Raw genomic sequence first — 16,969 nt, 5'->3', positions numbered from 1 at the left:
GTCACCAACAGTTATTTAGCTTGTCCATGTCGTTGGCGGCGGAAAAGGGGGGATTTATTCTTGGGCGCGACGCGACGGCAGTGTTATTTTAAGGCCATCATTGGTTACCTGAGTACATCATGCCGATTAAACGTTATCCGCAACTTGCACACTGGGGGGCGTATACCGCCGTGGTGGACGATGGGCGGCTGATCCGCTGTGAGCCTTTCGCCGCCGATCCGCACCCTTCGCCGATGCTGGACGCGATTGTTCCGATGACCTATTCGCCGACGCGCATCCGCAAGCCGGCGGTGCGGCGTTCATGGCTGCAAAAGCGCGAGGGCAGCGACCGCACGCTGCGCGGGCGTGAGGACTTCGTCGAGGTCGACTGGGAGATGGCGCTCGATCTGGTGGCGGAGGAGAACCGCCGGGTGCGCGATCGCTACGGCGCGTCGGGCCTGTTTTGCGGCTCTTACGGCTGGTCTTCCGCCGGACGGCTGCACCACGCCAGTTCGCAGCTGCGCCGCTTTTACTTCGCCGGCGGCGGCGGGGTTGACCAGATGGGCAACTACAGCTGGGGCGCGGCGCAGTTCTTTCTGCCGTATGTGATCGGCAACTTTGCGCCGCTGACCGGGCAGGCGACCAGCTGGCCGAACGTGGTGGAGCACTGCGAAATATTCCTGGCGTTCGGCGGCCTGGCATTGAAAAACGCTCAGGCATCCTTCGGCGGCGCGGCAGAGCATTCGTTAAGGGGATGGCTGGAGAAGCTGGCGGCCAAAGGCACGCCAATCATCAGCATCAGCCCGACGCGCGACGATACCCCGGCCTTTGTTAACGCCGAGTGGATCCCGATTCGCCCCAACACCGACGTGGCGCTGATGTTGGCGCTAGGCTACGAGATTCAGCGCAGCGGGGCGCTGGATAACGACTTTCTGGCCAGCCACTGCGTGGGCTATCCGCAGCTGGCGGATTATCTGCACGGCGCGAGCGACGGCGTGGCCAAAACGCCGCAGTGGGCGAGTGCGATCACCGGCATTCCGGCCGCGCGGATTGAGCGTCTGGCGCAGCAGCTTGGCGGCGCGCGCAGCTTTCTGACCTGCTCCTATTCGGTACAGCGCGCCCATCGCGGCGAGCAGCCCTACTGGATGATGATCGCCCTGTCGGCGATGCTGGGGCAGATTGGCCTGCCGGGCGGCGGCTTCTCCTTCGGCTACGGCGCGATGAACGGCGTGGGCAACCCGCGCCTGAACACGCCGGCCCCCAGCCTGCCGGTCGGCGCCAACCCGGCCGGGCTGGCGATACCGGTGGCGCGTATCTGCGATATGCTGCTGCAGCCGGGCGAGCCTTATACGTTTTGCGGCGAAACACGCGAGTATCCGGATATCCACCTGGTGCACTGGGCCGGCGGCAACCCGTTCCATCATCACCAGCAGCTGAACCGGCTGGTGGCCGGCTGGCAAAAACCGGATACGGTGATCGTGCAGGACATCTGGTGGACCGCCGCGGCGAAAATGGCGGATATCGTGCTGCCGGCGACCAGCGCGCTGGAACGTAACGATATCGGCGGATCGGCGCGCGATCCCTATATTCTGGCGATGCATCAGGCGATTGCGCCGCAGCATCAGGCGCGCAATGATTTTGATATTTTCGCCGATCTGGCGGATCGCCTCGGCTATCGCCGCCAGTTTACCGAGGATCGCAGCGAGCGGCAGTGGATTGAGCATATCTATCAGCGCTGCGGACAGGCGCAGGAGCAGGCCGGCGTCGCATGGCCGACGTTTGAGGCGTTCTGGCGCCAGGGCCATGTGAAGCTGCCGCCGCCGGAGCAGGACGCGGTGTTTCTGGACGCGTTCCGCGCCGATCCGCAGGCGCATGCGCTGCAAACGCCCAGCGGCAAAATCGAGCTGTTCAGTGAAAAAATCGCCGGCTATCGCTACGACGACTTTGCACCGCATCCGCAGTGGCAGCCGCCGGTCGAATGGCTGGGGGCCGAACAGACGAAGCAGTGGCCGCTGCATCTGATTACCGTTCAACCGGCCGATCGGCTACACAGCCAGTTAGATCCGTCGCCGCAGGCGCAGGCCAATAAAACCGCCGGGCGCGAAACTCTGCTGATGCATCCGCACGATGCGGCGCAGCGCGCGCTTGCCGACGGCGCAGCGGTGAAGGTGATCAATGAGCGCGGCGGCTGTCTGGCCGGGGTGCGGATCACGGACGGCGTGACGCCCGGCGTGGTGGTGATGGCGACCGGCGCCTGGTTCGATCCGGGCTTCGGCGCGGAGCGCCATGAGCTGGAACAGGCCGGCAACCCGAATGTGCTGACGCTGGATATCGGCACCTCGCCGCTGACGCAGGGGCCGAACGCCATGAGCTGTCTGGTGGAGGTCTGCGCGCTGTAGGCTTCAGCGGGGAAGGCAGAGAATTCACGGCGTTATTAATCAGGATAACCAGAAATTTACAGCTGGTTTCATTTCGAGCATAACTCTTGCGATTCCCCGGTAGTTTCTTAATCGGCACCTCTCTAAAGTAGGTGATCCCAGAGGTATTGATTGGTGAGAAATCAACATACTCGGTATGTTGAAACCATTTTCAATTGCACCAACCTACGCGGATGCGTAGGTTTTTTTTTGCCTGTCGTATAGTATTCTTTCCCTTACAACGTGTTATGCCGCCCAATGACTGGGGGATAACGTACAAACGCTTATCTGGCTTCGTTGCCGGAATGCTACAGGGAGAGTCGTATGTTTATGTCCGCTATGCGCGCGCTGTTTCGCCTGCTGTTTCGCGTGCGCGTTGAAGGGGATGCCCGGCATCTTAATCAGCAGAAGCTGCTGATTACCCCCAACCACGTCTCATTTTTGGATGGCGTGCTGTTGGCGCTGTTTTTGCCGATCAAGCCGGTATTTGCCGTCTATTCCAGCGTCTCCGACAGCTGGTTTATGCGTTGGCTGAAGCCCTACATCGATTTCGTCTTCCTCGACCCGACCAAGCCGATGGCGGTCAAGCATCTGGTGCGCGAAGTGCAGCAGGGCCGGCCGATCGTGGTCTTTCCCGAAGGGCGCATTACCGTTACCGGTTCCCTGATGAAAGTCTATGACGGCGCGGCGTTTATCGCCGCGAAGTCCGGGGCGACGGTGGTGCCGATCCGCATTGACGGGCCGGAGTTCAGCCCGTTTGGCCGCATGAAAGGGATCTTTAAGCTGCGCGCCTTCCCGCAGATTACCCTGCATATTCTGCCGCCGACGCTGTTGCCGATGCCGGAGGCGCCGCGCGCCCGTGAGCGCCGCGAGCTGGCGGGCGACCATCTGTATCAGATCATGCTGCAGGCGCGCATGGCGACCCGTCAGCCGCAGACGCTGTTCGGCGCGCTGTTGGCGGCGCAAAAGCGTTACGGCGCCGGCAAACCCTGCATTGAAGATATTGCCTTTAAGGAAGACAACTACCGCACGCTGATTAAAAAATCTCTGGGCGTCAGCCGTATCCTGCAGCGGTTTACCGCCGAAGGCGAGCATGTCGGCATGCTGTTGCCGAACGCTACCATTACCGCCGCGGCGATCTTTGGCGCTTCGCTGCGCCGGCGTATCCCGGCGATGCTGAACTACACCGCCGGCTCCAACGGCCTGAAAAGCGCGATGACCGCGGCGACCATTAAAACCATCGTTACCTCGCGCCAGTTTTTGGAAAAGGGCAAGCTGACCCACTTACCGGAGCAGGTGCCGGAGGCCAACTGGGTCTATCTGGAAGATCTGAAAGATACCGTCACGCTGGAGGATAAGCTGTGGATCCTGCGCCATCTGCTGCAGCCGCAGCGCGCCATGCTGCCGCAGCAGGCCGATGACGCCGCGCTGGTGCTGTTTACCTCCGGCTCGGAAGGCCATCCGAAGGGCGTGGTGCACTCGCACGCCAGCCTGCTGGCCAACGTGGAGCAGATCCGCACCATTGCCGACTTTACGCCGCGCGACCGCTTCATGTCATCGCTGCCGCTGTTCCATTCATTCGGCCTGACGGTCGGGCTATTGACGCCGCTGATGACCGGCAGCCGGGTATTTCTGTACCCCAGCCCGCTGCACTACCGCGTGGTGCCGGAACTGGTGTATGACCTTAACTGCACCGTGCTGTTCGGCACCGCGACCTTCCTGAACAACTACGCCCGCTTTGCGCATCCGTACGATTTCGCCCGCGTACGTTACGTGGTGGCCGGGGCGGAAAAACTGGCGGAGAGCACCAAGCAGATTTATCAGGACAAATACGGCATCCGCATTCTGGAAGGGTACGGCGTGACCGAGTGTGCGCCGGTGGTGTCGATTAACGTACCGCTGGCGACCAAGGTGGGCACCGTCGGGCGCATTATGCCGCAGATGGAGGCGCGTTTGATGCCGGTGGCCGGCATTGAGGAAGGTGGACGCCTGCAGCTGCGCGGGCCAAACATCATGAAGGGCTACCTGCGCGTTGAACGTCCGGGCGAGCTGGAGCCGCCTGCCGCCGAAGATGAAAACGGCATTTTGCAGCCGGGCTGGTACGATACCGGCGATATCGTCACGCTGGACGCACAGGGTTACTGCACCATTCGCGGCCGGGTGAAGCGTTTTGCCAAGCTGGCCGGCGAGATGATTTCGCTGGAGATTGTCGAGCAGCTGGCGCTGCGGGCATCGCCGGACGGCCATCATGCCGCCACGGTGAAAAGCGACAGCAGCAAAGGCGAGGCCCTGGTGCTGTACACCACCGACAGCGAACTGACTCGCGATGCCTTGCTGCGCGTTGCGCGTGAGCAGGGCACGCCGGAGCTGGCGGTGCCGCGAGATATCCGCTGGCTCAAGGCGCTGCCGGTGCTCGGCAGTGGCAAACCGGACTACGTTACCCTGCGTAAGATGGCCGAACAGCCGGAGAGTGCATCATGAGCCAGACGTTGAGCGACAACGCGCCGCTGCTGTCGCGCGGCATGATCGCGGTGATTTGCGCCCAGTTTTTATCGGCATTTGGCGACAATGCGCTGCTGTTTGCCACGCTGGCGCTGATTAAACAGCAGCTCTACCCCGACTGGAGTCAACCGATCCTGCAGATGGCGTTTGTGGCGACCTACATCATACTGGCGCCGTTTGTTGGTCAGTTTGCCGACAGTTTTTCCAAGGGGAGGGTGATGATGGTGGCCAACGCGCTGAAGCTGGCGGGCGCGCTGGCTATCTGCCTGGGGCTGAACCCGTTCCTGGGCTACACCCTGGTGGGGATCGGTGCAGCGGCCTATTCGCCGGCTAAATATGGCATCCTGGGCGAAATCACCAGCGGCGAAAAACTGGTCAAAGCCAACGGCTTGATGGAGGCCTCAACCATCGCCGCGATCCTGATAGGCTCGGTGGCCGGCGGCGTGCTGGCGGACTGGCATATCCTGATCGCGCTGGCGGTCTGTGCGCTGGTGTATGCGGCTGCGGTGGTGGCCAACCTGTATATCCCGCGGCTGTCGGCGGCGCGGCCGGCGCAGTCGTGGCATCCCCGCGCCATGACGCGCAGCTTTTTTGCCGCCTGCGTCACCCTGTGGCGCGACGGCCAAACGCGCTTCTCACTGATCGGCACCAGCCTGTTCTGGGGCGCCGGGGTGACGCTGCGCTTCCTGCTGGTGTTGTGGGTGCCGGTCGCCCTGGGCATTGTCGATAACGCTACGCCGACGCTGCTCAATGCGATGGTGGCGGTGGGCATCGTGGTCGGGGCCGGCGTGGCGGCGCGCTTCGTCACGCTGGAGACGGTCAAACGCTGCATGCCTGCCGGCGTGTTAATCGGCGTCGCGGTGGCGTTTTTCGCGCTGCAGACCAGCATGCTCAATGCCTATGCGCTGCTGCTGGTTATCGGGATGCTGGGCGGCTTCTTTGTGGTACCGCTGAATGCGCTGCTGCAGGAGCGCGGTAAACACTCCGTCGGCGCTGGTAATGCGATTGCGGTGCAGAACCTCGGAGAAAACGCTGCGATGCTGCTGATGCTGGGCCTGTATTCGCTGGTGGTGAAAATCGGCGTGCCGGTGGTGGGCGTCGGGCTTGGTTTCGGCGTGGTGTTTGCGCTGGCGATCGGCGTGCTGTGGTTCTCCCAGCGGCGGAGCAAATAAAAAATAGGGCGCGGCATTAACGCCGCGCCCTGAAGCAATAACCTGTTGACCAGAATATTTTAGAGGGGTTATGGGCCGGCGCTATATTTAGCGTCAGGCGCCAGCGATGCGATCGCACAAATGCAGCAGGCGACCCATGACACCAACCTGACGTGGTTAAATACCGCAAGCTGCTAGCCCGCGTTTGATTATACGAGCGGTTAACCCCTTGTCCAGTAAGCAGGATTAAATACAAGAGCATTCTATATTGGTAAGGGGTTTATTTCCTGCTGGATATCAGTGTCAGGTATCTATTTATTTAAAATCTGCGAGCCGGCTATATTTTATCAGCATCGGTGATAAATAGCGGGACAGTATTTATATCCCGCTCTGGTGCAGGGTATTAAGGCGCCGGAATGGTGAAGCGGCTGTGAATATCTTCCAGCTGCTGCAGCACCTCTTCATTGAGCGTCAGATTAAAACTGTCGATATTGGTTTTTAACTGCTCAAGCGTCGTTGCGCCTAATAGCGTGCTGGCGACAAATGGCTGCTGCCTGACAAAGGCCAGCGCCATTTGCGACGGATCCAGACCGTGCTTTTTCGCCAGCGCGACGTATTCGGCAATCGCCCGCTGTGCCTGTGGCGAAGAGTAGCGGGTAAAGCGGCTGAACAACGTGTTGCGCGCCCCTGCAGGCTGGGCGCCGTTCAGATATTTGCCGCTCAGCGTGCCGAAGGCCAGGCTGGAGTAGGCCAACAGTTCCACGCCTTCAAATTGGCTGATTTCCGCCAGGCCAATCTCAAAACTACGGTTGAGCAGGCTGTATGGGTTCTGAATGGAGACCATGCGCGGCAGCTCATGTTTTTCCGCCAGGTGCAGATAGCGCATGACGCCGTACGGCGTTTCATTGGAGACGCCGATATAGCGTATCTTGCCGGCGCGCACCTGCTCATTGAGCGCTTCCAGCGTTTCCAGCAGCGTGACCGTCGCCATCTCATCACTGTACTGATAGTTCAGCTTGCCGAAGTAGTTGGCGCTGCGCTGCGGCCAGTGCAGCTGATACAAATCGAGATAGTCGGTATTGAGACGCTTCAGGCTGTCGTCCAGCGCGGCGCGGATGTTTTTACGATCCAGCGCCTGCTGCGGACGGATAGCGCTGTCGTTATTGCGCGTTGGGCCGGCGACTTTACTGGCCAGCACGATTTTTTCGCGGTTGCCGCGCGCCTTGATCCAGCTGCCGATATAGCGTTCGGTCAGCCCCTGGGTTTCCGGACGCGGCGGTACCGGGTACATCTCGGCGGTGTCTATCAGGTTGATGCCCGCTTCCAGGGCGTAATCCAGCTGTGCGTGCGCATCGGCTTCGCTGTTTTGTTCGCCAAAGGTCATCGTGCCCAGTCCCAGCACGCTCACTTCTAAAGAACTGTGGGGAATTCGGTGGTATTGCATTAACGGCCTTCCTTAACTGATTTAGCGCGACGGGCGGCGCCCGGTGATACTGCTGCCGGCTCGTTTTGACGCCGGTAAGGCTATCGATACCTTGCTCGACTATAACCAAGCTGAATGGATGGCGAAAGGGGATTTATGCGACGGGAGAAGAGCAGGCTACCGCGGGGAGCGATAGCCCTGGCTGAGTGCGATCAGCGCTCGATAACCTGAGAAACCTGGTCGCCGTTGATCTGACGGCTGTTGCCTTTTTCATCTTTATAGCTGATAAGGCCGGTATCTTTATCGATCTCGGGCTTGCCCTGGGTCAGAATCATATTGCCGTCTTTGGTCGCCATCACGTAGTCGCTGGAGCAACCGGTTAAGCCAATCGCCATTGCCAGCGCGGCGGCGGCCATTACCCACTTTTTCATGCTGCAGATCCTCAATAGGAAAGAATATTTTATAAGATTAGCAAATTACAGCCGGGAACTTGTCTCAGATAACTCTTATCTACCAGAGGATAAAGAAGAAAGGCGCTAACGAAGCGCCTTTTATTGCTTATTCTGCGTTGGTCGATTTTTTGCCGCGCATCAGGTTGAGCGCTTCGACCGACATGGAGAAGAACATGGCGAAGTAGATATAGCCTTTCGGCACGTGCACTTGGAAGCTTTCCAGCATCAGGGTAAAGCCGACCAGGATCAGAAACGCCAGCGCCAGCATTTTCACCGACGGGTGGCGGTCGACAAACTCGCCGATGGGCCGGGCGGCGAACATCATCACGCCGACGGCGATCACCACGGCAGCCATCATGATAAACAGGTGGTCGGACAAACCGACGGCGGTAATCACCGAATCCAGGCTGAAGATTATATCCAGCAGCATAATCTGCACGATGGCGCCGAAGAAGCTGTGCACCTTGGTGTGGTGCTCCTCTTCCGTGCCTTCAATGGTTTCGTGGATCTCTTTACTGGCCTTCCAAATCAGGAACAGCCCGCCGAGCAGCAGAATCAAATCTCTGGCGGAGATGTCATGGCCCATCACGTTGAATAATGGATGAGTGAGGCGAATCACCCAGGCGATGGACGCCAGCAGGGCCAGACGCATTATCATGGCGGCCGCCAGCCCCATTCTGCGCGCTTTGTTCTGCTGCGCCTTCGGCAGCTTCGCCACCACCAGAGACAGGAAGATGATGTTATCGATACCCAAAACGATCTCAAGTATGGTCAGCGTACCTAGCGCCAACCAGGCATTGGGATCCATAATCCACTCAAACATTGCCCAGCACACCTTAAAAAATTCAAAGGGGAAAATTATACGCGTTTATTGGCGCGGGGGCACCGTTGACTAAACGCAAATTAAACAAAAGCGAATTATATTAAGAAATGTCTTGCCAATAACGCCGCGGTGAAGCCTTTTTTCAGATAGAAGCCGCGCGGCAGCGTCATGATCGGCTGCCCCTGCTCGCCGATGGCTTCGGTCAGCGCCTTACTGTTGGCGGCTTTGGGGCGCAGCTGCAGCACTTCGCCGTGGCGCGCGGTGATGCGCTCGACGTGGCCGAGCACGATCAAATCCATCAGCTCCTCCCAATCGCGCCGCAGCATCTCATCTTCTTCTTCACTCGGACTCCACAGCAATGGCGAGCCGATACGCCGCTGTGCCAGCGGGATCTGCCGTTCACCCTCCACAGGGATCCACAGTACCCGCGCCAGCTTGTGGCGCACATGGCTGCTCTGCCAGGTGACGCCGCTGTTGCCGGTCAGCGGCGCGACGCAGACAAAGGTGGTTTCCAGCGGTTTGCCGGCGGCGTCGATGGGGATGGTTTTCAGCTCGATGCCCAGTTCGGGAAAATCCTGCTCCGGCTTGCTGCCGGCCATGGCGCCGAGATACAGCTCCAACAGCATGCCGACCCAGCCTTTATCGCGCTTCAGGTTTGCCGGGATGGCAATCTGCGCCCGGGCGGCCAGTTCGCCAAGAGGGAACCCTGCCAGGCGCTGGGCGCGTTCCAGCAGCTGTTGTTCGTTTTCCGGTGGAGGCGGCAGAGGGGATAAAAACGCCATAAATTACAGCCTGTTTCTGGTGGTTAAAAAATGCACGGCATTTGCTCACAACCCTCCAGCTAAAAGGTGGGTTGGGGAAAACAATAATAGTAGCATGATTTTACATGGTTTTTTCTGCCGACGGCCGGAAGGAAAGCATTTGTTTTTCCGCTTGTGCACCTGAAGCCACCGACAATAAACAGGATCTTACACCTATTTATCCACAGATTTATGGGATAACCCAAATTTTTCATGATTACTGGTTCGATCTACAGCCTTGACGGCGGGCGAATTTTGCGAATTTGTCCGATTTGTGCGTAACTGGGACGAATAATCTGTGGATAAAAACGGCGTTGGTGGATCTTTCGCCAAGGTAAGATCCTGACCGTGCACAGATCACATTTTCCCCCTGTACATAACTGGCGAAAACGATTTACTATACTGTTTTTAAAGTTAAAAAATAAAATCCCTCGTCCGGGGTTTTTCGTGCGGCGTTGAGTTTTACCGGCTTATTCCTTGAGTTCTTCACACACCTATCCACAGAAAAAGTGAATAAAACCGGCCAAAAACCGCGTCCCATGTTTATAACTTTGCCAATATCTGTGAGTTATCCCAATGTTATCCGGCGCGCAGAGCCGTAAAGCAGTGGTTTACCGCCTGTAGCTTGTGTGAAACAATCAGAGCATCTTTGCGAATTTAGCTTATCGAGGTAGTCCGGTGATCGATGATGATGGCTACCGCCCGAATGTTGGTATCGTAATCTGTAATCGTCAGGGGCAGGTCCTGTGGGCCCGCCGTTACGGTCAGCACTCCTGGCAGTTTCCCCAAGGTGGGATTAACCCTGGCGAAACCGCGGAACAGGCGATGTACCGTGAGCTGTTCGAAGAAGTGGGGTTGAGTAAAAAGGATGTGCGCATCCTGGCCTCGACCCGCAACTGGTTGCGCTATAAATTGCCAAAACGTTTGGTGCGTTGGGACACAAAGCCGGTTTGTATCGGCCAAAAACAGAAATGGTTTCTGTTGCAGTTAATGTGCAGTGACGCGGATATCAATATGCAGCGCAGCAGTACGCCGGAGTTTGACGGCTGGCGTTGGGTGAGCTTCTGGTATCCGGTCCGCCAGGTGGTGTCGTTCAAACGGGACGTGTACCGCCGGGTCATGAAAGAATTCGCCGCTACCGTGATGCCGCTGCAACAGCCGTCAGCACCGCGGCAGGCGCCCGCTTATCGCCGAAAGAGAGGTTAACTCAAGCAGACTATGCTCACGCGCTTGCGAGAAATTGTTGAGAAGGTGGCCGCGGCGGCCAGTCTGACCGATGCGCTGGATATTTTGGTCAACGAAACCTGTCTGGCGATGGATACCGAAGTCTGCTCTATCTATCTGGCGGATAACGATCGTCAATGCTATTACCTGATGGCGACGCGCGGGCTGAAAAAACCGCGCGGGCGCACCATCGCTCTGGCCTTCGATGAAGGAGTCGTGGGGCTGGTGGGCAGCCGGGCGGAGCTGATCAACCTGGCGGATGCGCAAAGCCACCCCAGCTTTAAATATATTCCGCAGGTTAAAGAGGAGCATTTTCGCTCCTTCCTGGGCGTGCCGATTATCCACCGCCGCCAGCTGTTCGGCGTGCTGGTGGTGCAGCAGCGCGACCTGCGGCAGTTTAACGAAAGCGAAGAGTCTTTCATGGTCACCCTGGCCACGCAGATGGCCGGGATCCTCTCGCAGTCGCAGCTTAATGCGCTGTTTGGCCGCTACCGGCAGACGCGCATCCGCGCGCTGGCGGCCTCGCCGGGCGTGGCGGTTGCCGAAGGGTGGCAGGACAGCAGCCAGCCTTCGCTCGACCAGGTGTTTAAAGCCTCGACGCTGGATACCGTCAGCGAACGTGAGCGCCTGACGCTGGCGCTGGAAGAGGCCGGCGCGGAGTTTCGCCGCTTCAGCAAGCGCTTTGCCGCCAGCGCGCAGAAAGAGAGCGCGGCAATCTTCGACCTCTATTCTCACCTGTTAAACGACGCACGTTTGAAGCGCGAACTGTTTGCCGAAATCGACGCCGGCTCGGTGGCGGAGTGGGCGGTTAAACAGGTGATCGAGGTGTTCGCCGCCCAGTTTGCCGCGTTGCAAGACACCTACATGCGTGAACGCGCCAGCGATTTACGCGCGCTCGGCCAGCGGCTGCTGTTCCATCTCGACGATACCACGCAGGGCGCGACCCAGTGGCCGCAGCGCTTTGTGCTGGTGGCCGACGAGCTGACGGCCACGCTGCTGGCGGAAGTCCCGCCGGACCGGCTGGCCGGGGTGGTGGTGCGCGACGGCGCCGCCAACTCCCACGCGGCGATTCTGGTGCGCGCCATGGGCGTGCCGACGGTGATGGGGGCGGATATTCAGCCCTCGCTGCTCAACCGCCGGATGCTGATTGTCGACGGTTATCGCGGCGAGCTGCTGGTCGATCCCGAACCGGTACTGCTGCAAGAGTACCAGCGGCTGATTGATGAGGAGCTGGCGCTAAGCAAACTGGCGGAAGACGACGTCGAGCAGCCGGCGCAGCTGAAAAGCGGCGAACGGATCCAGGTGCTGCTCAACGCCGGTTTAAGCCCGGAGCACGAACAGCTACTGGGCGGGCGCGTCGACGGCGTCGGCCTGTACCGCACGGAAATTCCCTTTATGCTGCAAAGCGGCTTCCCGTCGGAAGAAGAGCAGGTGGCGCAGTATCAGGGTATGTTGCAACTGTATCCGACTAAGCCCGCGACGCTGCGCACCCTGGATATCGGCGCGGACAAGCAGCTGCCCTATATGCCGATCAGCGAGGAGAACCCCTGCCTGGGCTGGCGCGGCATCCGCGTGACGCTCGATCAGCCGGAGATCTTCTTGATCCAGGTGCGGGCGATGCTGCGCGCCAATGCCGGCACCGGCAACCTGGGGATCCTGCTGCCGATGGTCACCAGCCTGGATGAGATCGACGAAGCCAAAAGCTTGATCGAGCGCGCCGGGCATGAGGTGGAAGAGATGCTGGGCTATGCGATCCCCAAACCGCGCATCGGCGTGATGCTGGAAGTGCCGTCGATGATCTTCCTGATCCCGCAGCTAGCCGAGCGCGTTGATTTCATTTCGGTCGGCACCAACGATTTAACCCAGTACCTGCTGGCGGTAGACCGCAACAACACCCGCGTGGCATCGCTGTACGACAGCCTGCACCCCTCCATGCTGCGGGTGCTGCAGACGATCGTCGAACAGGGCGAGGCCGCCGGATTACAGGTCAGCCTGTGCGGCGAGCTGGCCGGCGACCCGATCGGCGCGCTGCTGCTGGTGGGGATGGGCTATCGCCACCTCAGTATGAACGGGCGCAGCGTGGCGCGTATCAAATACCTGCTGCGGCATATCGAGCTGGCGGACGCGCAGCGCCTGACGCAGCAGGTGCTGCGCGCCTCGCTGACCAATGAGGTGCGCCACCTGGCCGCGACCTTTATGGAACAGCAGAATATGGGCGGCCTGGTGCGCGGCGGGCGCTGAATCGCATTCAGACTGATTTTTTTACAGAACTTTTCCCTGCGGCCCTCCCCGGGCGTCGTTAAGCTTATGTTATGATGCGGACCTTCCTCGGTGCGCCGCGGAAAGGACCCATCTAGCGATGTAGACCCAAGATTATTCAGGTTGCCGCCGGTCGGCAACGGACTGCGACCCCGTTGGGGAAGAATAATAGACGAGTTGTGGTGATAGATGAGCAATAGCTATCTGAGATTTCCTGAGTTTGATCCGGTGCTTTTTTCCATCGGCCCGGTCTCCCTGCACTGGTACGGCCTGATGTACCTGGTTGGCTTTGTCTTTGCCATGTGGCTGGCGATTCGCCGGGCTAACAAGCCGGGCAGCGGCTGGACGAAAGACGAAGTGGAAAACCTGCTGTATGCCGGTTTCCTCGGCGTATTCGTCGGCGGCCGCGTAGGGTATGTCCTGTTCTACAACCTGCCGTTATTCCTTGAGAACCCGCTCTATCTGTTCAAAGTCTGGGACGGCGGCATGTCATTCCACGGCGGCCTGATGGGTGTGATTCTGGTGATGTTCTGGTTTGCGCGGCGTACGAAGCGCACGTTCTTCCAGGTCTCTGATTTTATTGCCCCGCTGATTCCCTTCGGCCTCGGCACCGGCCGGCTCGGCAACTTTATCAACGGCGAACTGTGGGGCCGCGTGACGACGGATACGCCATGGGCGATGCTGTTCCCCGGCTCGCGCAGCGAAGATATCGCCATTGCCGCCGCCGACCCGGGCAAGTGGCTGCCGCTGTTGAACCAGTACGGCGTGCTGCCGCGCCACCCGTCGCAGCTGTATGAACTGCTGCTGGAAGGCGTGGTGCTGTTTATCATTCTTAACCTGTTTATTCGCAAATCGCGGCCGATGGGCGCGGTGTCCGGCCTGTTCCTCATCGGTTACGGCGCATTCCGCATTATTGTGGAGTCGTTCCGCCAGCCGGATGCACAGCTGGGGCTGTTTGACGGCGTTATCAGCATGGGGCAGATTCTGTCGATCCCGATGGTGTTGGCCGGTATTATTATGATGATCTGGGCGTACCGCCGTCGCCCGCAGCAACAAACTTCGTGAGGAAACATGAAACAGTATCTGGATTTAATGAAAAAAGTGCTCGACGAGGGCACCCCAAAAGCAGACCGCACCGGCACCGGCACGTTGTCGATTTTCGGTCACCAGATGCGTTTCAATTTGCAGGAAGGCTTCCCGTTGGTGACCACCAAGAAGTGTCACCTGCGCTCGATTATTCATGAGCTGCTGTGGTTCCTGAAAGGGGACACCAACATCGCCTATCTGCGTGAAAACAAGGTTACCATTTGGGATGAGTGGGCCGATGAAAACGGCGACCTGGGCCCGGTTTACGGTCAGCAGTGGCGCGCCTGGGGCGCAGCGGACGGTCGTCAGATCGACCAACTGAGCAAGGTGCTGCAGCAGCTGAAACAGGATCCGGATTCACGCCGTATCATCGTCTCCGCCTGGAACGTCGGTGAACTGGACCAGATGGCGCTGGCGCCTTGCCATGCGTTTTTCCAGTTCTACGTGGCGGACGGCAAACTGTCCTGTCAGCTCTATCAGCGCTCTTGCGACGTCTTCCTCGGCCTGCCGTTCAATATCGCCAGCTATGCGCTGCTGGTGCATATGATGGCGCAGCAGTGCGATCTGGAAGTGGGCGACTTTGTTTGGACCGGCGGCGACACGCACCTGTACAGCAACCATATGGAGCAGACCCAGCTGCAACTGACCCGCGAGCCGCGTCCGCTGCCGAAGCTGGTGATTAAACGTAAGCCGGACTCGCTGTTCGACTACCGTTTCGAAGACTTTGAAATTGAAGGTTACGACCCGCATCCGGCGATCAAGGCGCCGGTGGCGATCTGATATCAAACGACGTTTCTTTCAGGGCGCAACTTTGGTTGCGCCCTTTTTCGTTGTCGCCCGCGCCCGCTTGCGACCCCGCTGAACGTTGCGTATAACGCCGCATTTTTCCTGTATCTCTTCATCATTTACTTTTTTGTTTGCGCGCCGTTTTCCAGGCGGTAACCGAGACGCTGTTATCGTCCATTTTGGCGATTACACTCGTCGCCATGAACGATAACTTTCACCACGGCGTCAGCCGGCAGCGCGGTATCACGTTGATGGAGCTGCTGCTGGCGGTTCTGATTAGCGCGATGCTGAGCGGCTGGGGCGTCAGTCACTGGCGGCAGCACCAACAGGCACTGCGGCTGGAACAGGCCGCCCAGCAGCTGCTGGTGTTTCTGCAGCGCCTGCAGGCCGACGCCAACTGGCGCAACCGCACCGCCTTGCTGTGGTTTAAACCGTACGGGCGCTGGTGCCTGGGCAGCGGCGCGGAACCGGCTGACTGCCGGCAGCCGGCAAGATGGCGCTTCACGCCGCCGAGCGATGATATCCGGCTGCTCGACTTCACCCGTAAGGAGCTGGGCTTTTACGGGGTGCGCAACAGCGCGCAGGCCGGGCATATCCGCCTGGGCAACGACGCCGGCCAATTGCAGGTGGTGCTTTCCGCCCAGGGACGCCTGCGCATTTGCAGCGTGGGGAGCGCGCTGCGCGGGATCCGCGCATGCTGACGTCGTCGCGCGGCTTTACCCTGCCAGAGGTGCTGCTGGCTATGGCGGCGGGCAGCCTGATTATGCTGGCGGCGACGAAGGTCTATCCCGCGCTGCGTCAGCAAAGCGCGGCGTTTCTCGGTGCCTATCAGCTGGAGCTAAGGCTGCGGCAGGCGGCGTTCGGCATTGAAAAAGATCTGCGCCGCGCGGGGTTTTGCGCCGGAAGGTGCGCCGGGCGGCCGCTGACCATCGCCCGGCATGCCGGGGAGGCGGCCGACAGCTGCGTTATCGTCGCCTATGACCTGAACCGCAACGGCCGCTGGGAAACGGCGGGCGACGAGGCGGAGAAGTTCGGCTACCGCCTGCGCGCGGGCCGGCTTGAGCGGCAGCGCGGCGTCAGCCAATGCAACGGCGGCGGCTGGGAAAACCTGTTTGAGCGCGACGAAGTGCGTATTGAAACCTTCAGCATTCATCTGCTGCCGGGTAACCACGGCCGGCGCCTGCTGCGCCTGACGCTGAGCGGCCGCTCGGCGAGCGCGGCGGGGCATATGCGTTTAATACGGTGGGATATCAACGTGGAGGCGCCGTCATCGTGAATGGAGCAGATTATCAACGGGGCAGCGTGCTGGCGGCGGTGATGCTGGTATTGCTGATGGGCTTGTTGCTGCTGGGTGCTCAGCAAAAACAGCTCGATAGCGCGCTGTTGCTGGCGGTGGAACAGCGGCGTTATCTGCAGGCGTACAATCAGGCGTCGTCGGCGCTGAACTGGGGGCTGACGCAGTCCTGGCCGCCCGCGTTGCTGGATGCCGGCGTCTGGCGCTGTCAGCGGCAATTTTCGGCGGGGCTGCAGGCCTGCGTCAAGCGCGCTTCCCGGCCGGGCGTTATACTGCTGCGCGGGCTGGGGGAGATGCCTGCGGCGGAACCGCTCTGGCTGTATCAGCTGGCCACGCCGGACGCGCATGGGCGGCTGCGGGTGGAGCCGGGCGGCTGGTTGGACTTTTGCCCGGAAAAGGACGCGGCGGCCTGTGTGGACTAACAACGTCGGCGGGGAAGCTCGTCATCAGCAGGGCTTCAGCCTGCCGGAAGTATTAATTGCGGCGCTGTTATTCTCGGTGTCGCTGCTCGGCCTGTTACAATACCATCAGGTATTATTACAGGGGCTGCAGCGGCAATGGCAGTATCGGCAGGCCTGGTCGCTGGCCCATCAGCAGCTGGAGCGGCTGGCCGCCGGCAGCGACGTCGACGACGCGATGGCGCCCGGCTGGCGGCGCGAGTTGCAGCCCGGTGAGGCAGACGGCGCCTGTCGGCAGTTCACGGTCACGATAACAACGCCGCTGCGTCAACAGGCCCGGCTCAGCCGCTGGTATTGCGGTGACGACTAACCCGG

The 16,969-nt window shown here is 59.9% G+C and carries 15 protein-coding genes; 11 read left to right on the top strand and 4 right to left on the bottom strand.

Features of this window, described 5'->3' with window-relative positions:
* The first annotated feature begins 119 nt into the window (after positions 1 to 119).
* The 3 genes from D781_RS17225 to lplT all read left to right on the top strand — a co-directional run bounded on the left by D781_RS17225 (position 120) and on the right by lplT (position 6,070).
* Complete coding sequence (locus D781_RS17225; RefSeq protein WP_015673604.1) at positions 120 to 2,378, top strand: molybdopterin guanine dinucleotide-containing S/N-oxide reductase; 2,259 nt, start codon at positions 120 to 122, stop codon at positions 2,376 to 2,378.
* A gap of 342 nt (positions 2,379 to 2,720) precedes the next feature.
* Positions 2,721 to 4,877: a bifunctional acyl-ACP--phospholipid O-acyltransferase/long-chain-fatty-acid--ACP ligase gene (gene aas, locus D781_RS17220; RefSeq protein WP_015673603.1), complete on the top strand. Its 2,157-nt coding sequence runs from the start codon at positions 2,721 to 2,723 to the stop codon at positions 4,875 to 4,877.
* Entirely contained in the window at positions 4,874 to 6,070 is a 1,197-nt protein-coding gene (gene lplT / locus D781_RS17215; RefSeq protein ID WP_015673602.1) for a lysophospholipid transporter LplT, read from the top strand. The genes aas and lplT overlap by 4 nt, the downstream gene beginning before the upstream one ends.
* Positions 6,071 to 6,452: 382 nt before the next feature.
* Here the strand turns inward: lplT and D781_RS17210 are convergent, their stop codons facing one another.
* The 4 genes from D781_RS17210 to mutH form a co-directional block, all read right to left on the bottom strand.
* Complete coding sequence (locus D781_RS17210) at positions 6,453 to 7,493, bottom strand: NADP(H)-dependent aldo-keto reductase (RefSeq protein ID WP_015673601.1); 1,041 nt, start codon at positions 7,491 to 7,493, stop codon at positions 6,453 to 6,455.
* A gap of 191 nt (positions 7,494 to 7,684) precedes the next feature.
* The gene (locus D781_RS17205; RefSeq protein ID WP_015673600.1) at positions 7,685 to 7,903 is read right to left on the bottom strand and encodes a YgdI/YgdR family lipoprotein; all 219 of its coding nucleotides are present in this window, start codon (positions 7,901 to 7,903) and stop codon (positions 7,685 to 7,687) included.
* 127 nt (positions 7,904 to 8,030) lie between these two features.
* Positions 8,031 to 8,747 carry a TerC family protein gene (locus tag D781_RS17200; protein ID WP_041411863.1) on the bottom strand — a complete coding sequence of 239 codons (717 nt, stop codon included), beginning with the start codon at positions 8,745 to 8,747 and terminating at the stop codon, positions 8,031 to 8,033.
* Between the two features lie 95 nt (positions 8,748 to 8,842).
* A complete protein-coding gene (gene mutH, locus D781_RS17195) occupies positions 8,843 to 9,529 on the bottom strand; it encodes a DNA mismatch repair endonuclease MutH (protein WP_015673598.1) in 687 nt (228 codons plus the stop codon).
* A gap of 696 nt (positions 9,530 to 10,225) precedes the next feature.
* On the opposite strand from mutH, the gene rppH reads away from it, so the two are divergent.
* The 8 genes from rppH to D781_RS17155 all read left to right on the top strand — a co-directional run bounded on the left by rppH (position 10,226) and on the right by D781_RS17155 (position 16,964).
* Positions 10,226 to 10,753, top strand: coding sequence for an RNA pyrophosphohydrolase (rppH, locus tag D781_RS17190; protein ID WP_015673597.1), 528 nt, complete (start codon positions 10,226 to 10,228; stop codon positions 10,751 to 10,753).
* Between the two features lie 12 nt (positions 10,754 to 10,765).
* Positions 10,766 to 13,012 carry a phosphoenolpyruvate--protein phosphotransferase gene (gene ptsP / locus D781_RS17185; protein ID WP_015673596.1) on the top strand — a complete coding sequence of 749 codons (2,247 nt, stop codon included), beginning with the start codon at positions 10,766 to 10,768 and terminating at the stop codon, positions 13,010 to 13,012.
* 207 nt (positions 13,013 to 13,219) lie between these two features.
* Positions 13,220 to 14,095, top strand: coding sequence for a prolipoprotein diacylglyceryl transferase (gene lgt, locus D781_RS17180; RefSeq protein ID WP_015673595.1), 876 nt, complete (start codon positions 13,220 to 13,222; stop codon positions 14,093 to 14,095).
* 6 nt (positions 14,096 to 14,101) lie between these two features.
* Entirely contained in the window at positions 14,102 to 14,896 is a 795-nt protein-coding gene (gene thyA, locus D781_RS17175) for a thymidylate synthase (protein ID WP_015673594.1), read from the top strand.
* A gap of 206 nt (positions 14,897 to 15,102) precedes the next feature.
* Positions 15,103 to 15,603: a prepilin peptidase-dependent protein gene (locus D781_RS17170; RefSeq protein ID WP_015673593.1), complete on the top strand. Its 501-nt coding sequence runs from the start codon at positions 15,103 to 15,105 to the stop codon at positions 15,601 to 15,603.
* Positions 15,597 to 16,178: a prepilin peptidase-dependent protein gene (locus D781_RS17165; protein WP_015673592.1), complete on the top strand. Its 582-nt coding sequence runs from the start codon at positions 15,597 to 15,599 to the stop codon at positions 16,176 to 16,178. The genes D781_RS17170 and D781_RS17165 overlap by 7 nt, the downstream gene beginning before the upstream one ends.
* Positions 16,179 to 16,219: 41 nt before the next feature.
* A complete protein-coding gene (locus D781_RS17160) occupies positions 16,220 to 16,618 on the top strand; it encodes a YgdB family protein (RefSeq protein WP_051032634.1) in 399 nt (132 codons plus the stop codon).
* Positions 16,608 to 16,964 (top strand): prepilin-type N-terminal cleavage/methylation domain-containing protein, encoded by a 357-nt coding sequence (locus D781_RS17155; RefSeq protein WP_015673590.1) that lies wholly within the window; start codon positions 16,608 to 16,610, stop codon positions 16,962 to 16,964. Before D781_RS17160 ends, D781_RS17155 begins: the two co-directional genes overlap by 11 nt.
* Positions 16,965 to 16,969: the final 5 nt, after the last annotated feature.

Origin of the sequence: Serratia sp. FGI94 (genome assembly GCF_000330865.1) — a bacterium.
In the GTDB taxonomy this organism is placed as follows: domain Bacteria; phylum Pseudomonadota; class Gammaproteobacteria; order Enterobacterales; family Enterobacteriaceae; genus Serratia_B; species Serratia_B rubidaea.
Note: the sequence above shows the minus strand (reverse complement) of the source record. Positions and strands in the feature narration are given on the sequence as shown.

Bases quoted from the DNA above. Each gene is read 5' to 3' on its own strand.
- D781_RS17225 (WP_015673604.1), top strand. From the start codon at position 120: ATGCCGATTAAACGTTATCCGCAACTTGCACACTGGGGGGCGTATACC.
- D781_RS17170 (WP_015673593.1), top strand. From the start codon at position 15,103: ATGAACGATAACTTTCACCACGGCGTCAGCCGGCAGCGCGGTATCACG.
- mutH (WP_015673598.1), bottom strand. From the start codon at position 9,529: ATGGCGTTTTTATCCCCTCTGCCGCCTCCACCGGAAAACGAACAACAG.
- D781_RS17210 (WP_015673601.1), bottom strand. From the start codon at position 7,493: ATGCAATACCACCGAATTCCCCACAGTTCTTTAGAAGTGAGCGTGCTG.
- D781_RS17165 (WP_015673592.1), top strand. From the start codon at position 15,597: ATGCTGACGTCGTCGCGCGGCTTTACCCTGCCAGAGGTGCTGCTGGCT.
- D781_RS17160 (WP_051032634.1), top strand. From the start codon at position 16,220: ATGCTGGTATTGCTGATGGGCTTGTTGCTGCTGGGTGCTCAGCAAAAA.
- ptsP (WP_015673596.1), top strand. From the start codon at position 10,766: ATGCTCACGCGCTTGCGAGAAATTGTTGAGAAGGTGGCCGCGGCGGCC.
- thyA (WP_015673594.1), top strand. From the start codon at position 14,102: ATGAAACAGTATCTGGATTTAATGAAAAAAGTGCTCGACGAGGGCACC.
- lgt (WP_015673595.1), top strand. From the start codon at position 13,220: ATGAGCAATAGCTATCTGAGATTTCCTGAGTTTGATCCGGTGCTTTTT.
- aas (WP_015673603.1), top strand. From the start codon at position 2,721: ATGTTTATGTCCGCTATGCGCGCGCTGTTTCGCCTGCTGTTTCGCGTG.
- D781_RS17200 (WP_041411863.1), bottom strand. From the start codon at position 8,747: ATGTTTGAGTGGATTATGGATCCCAATGCCTGGTTGGCGCTAGGTACG.
- lplT (WP_015673602.1), top strand. From the start codon at position 4,874: ATGAGCCAGACGTTGAGCGACAACGCGCCGCTGCTGTCGCGCGGCATG.
- D781_RS17205 (WP_015673600.1), bottom strand. From the start codon at position 7,903: ATGAAAAAGTGGGTAATGGCCGCCGCCGCGCTGGCAATGGCGATTGGC.